This is a genomic window from Methylibium sp., from assembly GCF_013817345.1.
Classification (GTDB): Bacteria; Pseudomonadota; Gammaproteobacteria; order Burkholderiales; family Burkholderiaceae_C; genus Methylibium.
Genome location: NZ_JACDCW010000166.1, coordinates 1 through 5,039, shown reverse-complemented (window position 1 = coordinate 5,039; position 5,039 = coordinate 1). Strand labels below are relative to the sequence as shown.

At 70.7% G+C, this 5,039-nt stretch carries 5 protein-coding genes; all 5 read right to left on the bottom strand.

The window, feature by feature from the left end; genetic code table 11:
* Positions 1-424: 424 nt before the first annotated feature.
* Positions 425-2,068, bottom strand: coding sequence for an alpha/beta hydrolase (locus tag H0W40_RS19140; RefSeq protein ID WP_292449410.1), 1,644 nt, complete (start codon positions 2,066-2,068; stop codon positions 425-427).
* A 209-nt stretch (positions 2,069-2,277) separates the two neighbouring features.
* Positions 2,278-3,186: a thiamine phosphate synthase gene (locus H0W40_RS19135; protein WP_292449412.1), complete on the bottom strand. Its 909-nt coding sequence runs from the start codon at positions 3,184-3,186 to the stop codon at positions 2,278-2,280.
* A gap of 191 nt (positions 3,187-3,377) precedes the next feature.
* Complete coding sequence (locus tag H0W40_RS19130; RefSeq protein ID WP_292449408.1) at positions 3,378-4,199, bottom strand: thiazole synthase; 822 nt, start codon at positions 4,197-4,199, stop codon at positions 3,378-3,380.
* A 229-nt stretch (positions 4,200-4,428) separates the two neighbouring features.
* Complete coding sequence (thiS, locus tag H0W40_RS19125) at positions 4,429-4,626, bottom strand: sulfur carrier protein ThiS (RefSeq protein ID WP_292449407.1); 198 nt, start codon at positions 4,624-4,626, stop codon at positions 4,429-4,431.
* A gap of 20 nt (positions 4,627-4,646) precedes the next feature.
* A partial coding sequence (locus H0W40_RS19120; protein ID WP_292449405.1) for an FAD-dependent oxidoreductase occupies positions 4,647-5,039 on the bottom strand: 393 nt, incomplete at its 5' end.

Below are 5,039 nucleotides of genomic sequence, written 5' to 3'. Positions count from 1 at the left end.
GGCGCTTCGCGGGCTCGATGCCCGCGAAGCGCCTTCTTTCTAAATAGAGGGGACGCACCTCTTGCAAAGCCGTGGGTGGGTGTGCGGCAGCGCGCCTGTGCGGCGGCGAGCAGCGCAGGGCTTGTGGGCGGCGCGCGCAGCGCGCCTCGTGATCTGACTCGTCGCACCTGTTTGAGCGCAGTGAGCGCAGCGAACGAAGCGAGTTGTGCGACGGCCCGCAAGCCCGAGCAGCACAGCACAGTCGGCCCGCAGGGCCGACCGCCACACCGGCGCGCTGCCGCACACCCGCCCACGGCTTTGCTCCCCCCGAACCGCCGTATACCAACCCTGTCGAACGCCCGCAACGGCCCCGACTGCCGACCCCTGCGGGTCCCGATCGATCACAGCATCCGTGGCCGATCGAACGCAACTTCGTGTGAGCACATTAACCCGGTGACTCCGTAGAGTGCCTGTCCACGAAGGCTTCCATGGCGCTCAGCACCGTGTCGCTGTCGCCGTGCCAGAAGAAATGGTCCGCGCCTTCGACCATCAGCAGCTCCGCGCCCGGGATGCTCGAGGCAAGGTAGCGGGCTGCGCCGGCGCGCACGATGCAGTCGTCCTTGCGCTGCACGACGAGCGCGGGCACCCGCAGGTCCGCCAGGCGGTGCCGCACGTCGATCGCGTGCAAGGTGCGCACCAGCGGTGCGATGCCGTTGGGCGTGGTCGAGTGTTGCAGCGTGCGCGTCCACCACGCCTGCACCTGCGCTTCGTGCGCCACGCTCGGTGCGAAGGCGGGCAGGCCGGTCGGCTTGCCCCAGCTCGTTTGAAGGACCGCGATCCAGGTCTCCATCGCCTTGGCGTCCATTGCCCAGGGATAGTCGGGCGCCCAGGCGCCGAGGGCGTTGACGCCGACGAGGATCAGGCCGAGCACGCGCTCGGGCTGCAGCGCGGCGAGTTCGATGCCCGCGGCCCCGCAGGTCGAGGAGCCGAGCAGCCAGGCCCGCTGCGCGCCCAGGCAGTCCATCACCGCGAGCACGTCCTCGACGGCCGCCTCCGGGGTGTTGGGCACGCCGATGCGCTCGGACAGACCCGCGCCGCGGCGGTCCAGCATCACCACGCGAAAGCGCTGCGCCAGCCGGTCGAGCGCGCCGCGCATGCGCGGCTCGTCGAGCGCAGCCTCGACGTGCGACCAGACCTCGGGCACCAGCACCAGCGTGTCGGGCCCTGTGCCCAGGGTCGCGAAGGCCACCGAGCCCAGCGCGGTATTCGCGTAGCGCAGCACCGGAGCCGTCGCGGTCGCGGTCGCTGCCAGTGGCCGGGCCGCCGGCGACGAGGGCTCGCCCTGCAGCACTGCGCAGGCCGCCGCATACGCGGCCTCGACCGCGGCCGAGGGCCGCACGCCGAACTCGTGGCGCATGAGGCTGGCGCACTGGTCGTAGGCCGCCTCGACCGCCGCGCCCTGGCCCAGCCGGGCGAGTGCTTCGATCGTCAGCGCGTGGCCCGCATCGACACAGCCGTCGATGTCGAGCAGCCGGCGTGCCGCTTGCAGCGCTGCATCGAAGCGGCCGAGCAGCAGCTCGTGCTCGGCCAGGCGTTGCAGCGCCCGCAGCAACAGGCGCTCATGCTCCCGGCGCCGGGTCGCGAGCCATGCCTCGAAGGTTTCGGAATCGAGCGCGAAGCCGGCCAGGACCGTGTGCGAGGCGGGTTGCAGCAGCCGTGCGGCATCGAGGGGGCCGGCTTTCGCGTCGAGCACCGCCAGCGCGGCGAGCTGTGTCTGCGCCAGGTCGATGGCGAGCGAGATGGCCCGGCGCGCGAGCCAGATCGCATCGGTATCGCCCGTCACCGACTCGAACTCGCAGGTGGTGTTGATCTGGTGTACCAGGCGACGCAGCCGCGTGCGGCCGACGCCGGTTTCGGCATCCGGCCACAGCAGGTTGGCCGCCTGAGCGCGGGACATCTTGGGCGCGGCGTCGCTGAGGCAGGCGACGAGTGCCCAGGCGCGCTTGAGGTGCAGGGGCACGCTGCGGCCGTCCACCAGCAACTGCGGATAGGCATGAAGGTGGATACAGATGCTCCGCGGAGCCGCCATCGGCTGCATGCTTGTCAAGCCGCGCCTCCTCGTGAGACGGCCCGCCGACTCGCGCACCGGGCCTCGGCGGGATTCTGCTCCGGGAGGGGGTTGCCGCAATCCCGTTGAGGCTCGGCGGAGCGATGCAGCGCTCGGCATGGCGCCGCCGTGTCAGGCCGTGCCGCTCGCTGCCGTACGAGCCGGGGTGAGCGCCGCGAGGGTTTGCCGCGTCAGCGGCCGTCGCTGGCGCCCGTCGCCGCGTCGATCATCGCGGCCAGCCTCGCCGCCGCCGCCTCGGGCTGCGGAGCCTGTATCAAGGCGCGCACGATGCCTACCGAGCCGACCCCGCTCGCCAGCACGGCCGAAAGATGGCTCGCGTCGATGCCGCCGATGGCCACGAGCGCAAGCTTGCGCATCAGCCGCGCGTAGGCGTGCAGGCGGCCGATGCCTTGCGGCGGCGTGGGCATGCGCTTAAGTGTGGTGGGGAAGACGGCGCCCAGCGCGAGATAACTGGGGCTGTGGGCATCAGCGCGCAGCATCTCGGCGTAGCCGTGGCTGCTCAGGCCCAGGCGCAGGCCGGCGGTGCGGATGGCGGCGAGGCCGTCGGCATCGATATCCCGCAGGTCTTCCTGCCCGAGATGCACGCCGTAGGCACCGGCTTCGATGGCGTCGCGCCAGTGGTCGTTGATGAACAGTCTTGCCCCGGTGCCGCGCACTGCGGCCACGGCCGCTCGCACTTCGCAGCGTACCGCTTGCGGGTCGTCGGACTTGAAACGCAATTGCACGGTCGGCACGCCGGCATGTGCCATGCGCCCCACCCAGGCCGCGTCGGGCAGCACGGCGTACAGGCCCAGCGCGTGCGGACACGGCGCGAAAGCGTCGGTGCGCGGGTAGGGCGCCACGCCGAAGTCGGCGGGGTCGTCGGGCCAATGCCGCGCGTCGAAGTTTGCGGTGCGATGCGTCCTGTTTCGCCATGCGCGGGCCACGCACAAGGCATCGGGCGCAATGAAGCCGAGCGCTGTGCAGGCATGCAGCGCGGCCAGGTACTCGGGCTCATCGTGTTCGGGCACAGGAGGCGCCGGGTCGGCGAGCGGCAGGGCCAGGGTGGGGCCGTGGGCAGCCACGATGGCCTGCGCCATCTCGTTGATACGGCGGTCGGTGCGGCTGTCGATCCGGTCGCTGGTGCGCTCATCGATGCGGCTGTCTTCGGGACCGCTGATGCGCCCGTCGATGCGACTGGCCGTGTTGCCGCCGGCGTGGTCATCCGGGCGGCCACCGATGCGTTTGTCCGTGCGGTTGCCGTCGCGGTTTCTGTTGGCGTCGTTGGAGTTCATGCTTCGTGCCAGAAAGGCGTGCCCAGCACCGGCGTGCTCGGCTGCGCCGCGTGCTGCTCGCGCATGGCGCCGGCGAGAAAAGCGCTGCGCCCGGCGCGCACCGCGTCGGCGAAGGCGCCGGCCATTGCCACCGGGTCCTGTGCGAGCGCGACCGCGGTGTTCAGCAGTACCGCATCAAAGCCCCACTCCATCACCTGGCAGGCGTGCGAAGGCAGGCCGAGGCCGGCATCGACGATCAGCGGCACGCTCAAGCGCTCGCGCAGCAGGCGCATCGCATACGGATTGACGGGGCCCTTGCCGGTGCCGATGGGTGCGGCCCAGGGCATCACGGCCTGGCAGCCGGCATCGACGAGGCGCTGGCAGAGCACCAGGTCTTCGGTGCAGTAGGGCAGCACCTTGAAGCCGTCGCGCACGAGGCGCCGCGCCGCTTCGACGAGGTTGAGCGTGTCGGGCTGCAGGCTGTAGTCGTCGCCGATCAGCTCGAGCTTGATCCACGGCGTGTCGAAGACCTCGCGGGCCATCTGGGCGGTGGTGAAGACTTCTTCCGCGCTGTGGCAGCCGGCGGTGTTGGGCAGCACCGGCACCCCGAGCGTTTGCAGCAGTTGCCAGAAACTTTGGCCACCGTTGCCTTCGCCCGAGCCGGCGCCTTCGCGGCGCAGCGATGCGGTGAGCATGGCCGGCTGCGCGCGTTGCACGGCCGAGTGCAGCACGGCGGGCGAGGGGTAGCGTGAGGTGCCGAGCAGCAGGCGGCTGGCGAATGGTTCGCCGTAGAGCACCAGGGGCTCGGCCGTGGCGTGTACGGAGGTTTGAGGGGTCATGTCTGCGGCTCCATCGCGCTTCGCTTCGTCCTCGGCGCATGAAACGATCGCGCAATGCGGTTGCGAACGCGCTCTGCTCCCTCTCCCGCGTGCGGGAGAGGGTTGGGGTGAGGGTCGGCGCAGTGCGCTACACCCTCATCCCCCGCCTTCTCCCGCGAGCGGGAGAAGGAGCCAACACGCTGCAGCGGTTGTTTCGGGCAGTTCGGTTCCATCTTCGGCATGGTCTTGCTCAGCCTCCGGTGACGGGCGCGATGATTTCGATGCGGTCGCCGTCGTGCAGCGGCTGCCGCTCGTAGGCCGCGCGCGGCACGAATTGCAGATTCACGGCGGCGGCGAAGGGCGGCTGCGGCTGCAGGGCCTGGATGGCGTCGGCCAGCGTGGCGCCCTCGGGCAGTTCCCGCGGCTGGTGGTTGATGAAAATCTGCATGAGCGGCTCGGTCGTTGAACTCAATCGGTGAAACCTTCGAGGCGCAGTTCGAAGTGGTCGGCCAGCGCCGGGCGGCCGGTGTCCATGATTTCCAGCACCGCGTCGAGCAACGCCGGCGCGATCATGAAGCCGTGCCGGTACAAGCCGTTGATCTGCACGCGGCGCGGGCCAAGACAGCGCAGCGCGGGCAGGTTGTCGGGCAGTGTGGGCCGCACCTGCGAGGCAATCTCCAGGATGCGCGCTTCGCCGAAGCCGGGATGCACGGTGTAGGCCGCGCTCAGCAGTTCGAGCGCGGAGCGCACGCTGGCCGGCGAGCAATCGTCGGACTCGATCTCTGTGGCGCCGATCACGAACACGCCCTCGGGCTTGGGCGCGACGTACAGCGGGTAGCGCGGGTGCAGCAGGCGGGTCGG

Coding starts and splice junctions, on each gene's coding strand:
- H0W40_RS19140 (WP_292449410.1), bottom strand. CDS start 2,068: ATGGCGGCTCCGCGGAGCATCTGTATCCACCTTCATGCCTATCCGCAG.
- H0W40_RS19135 (WP_292449412.1), bottom strand. CDS start 3,186: ATGGCGCAGGCCATCGTGGCTGCCCACGGCCCCACCCTGGCCCTGCCG.
- H0W40_RS19130 (WP_292449408.1), bottom strand. CDS start 4,199: ATGACCCCTCAAACCTCCGTACACGCCACGGCCGAGCCCCTGGTGCTC.
- thiS (WP_292449407.1), bottom strand. CDS start 4,626: ATGCAGATTTTCATCAACCACCAGCCGCGGGAACTGCCCGAGGGCGCC.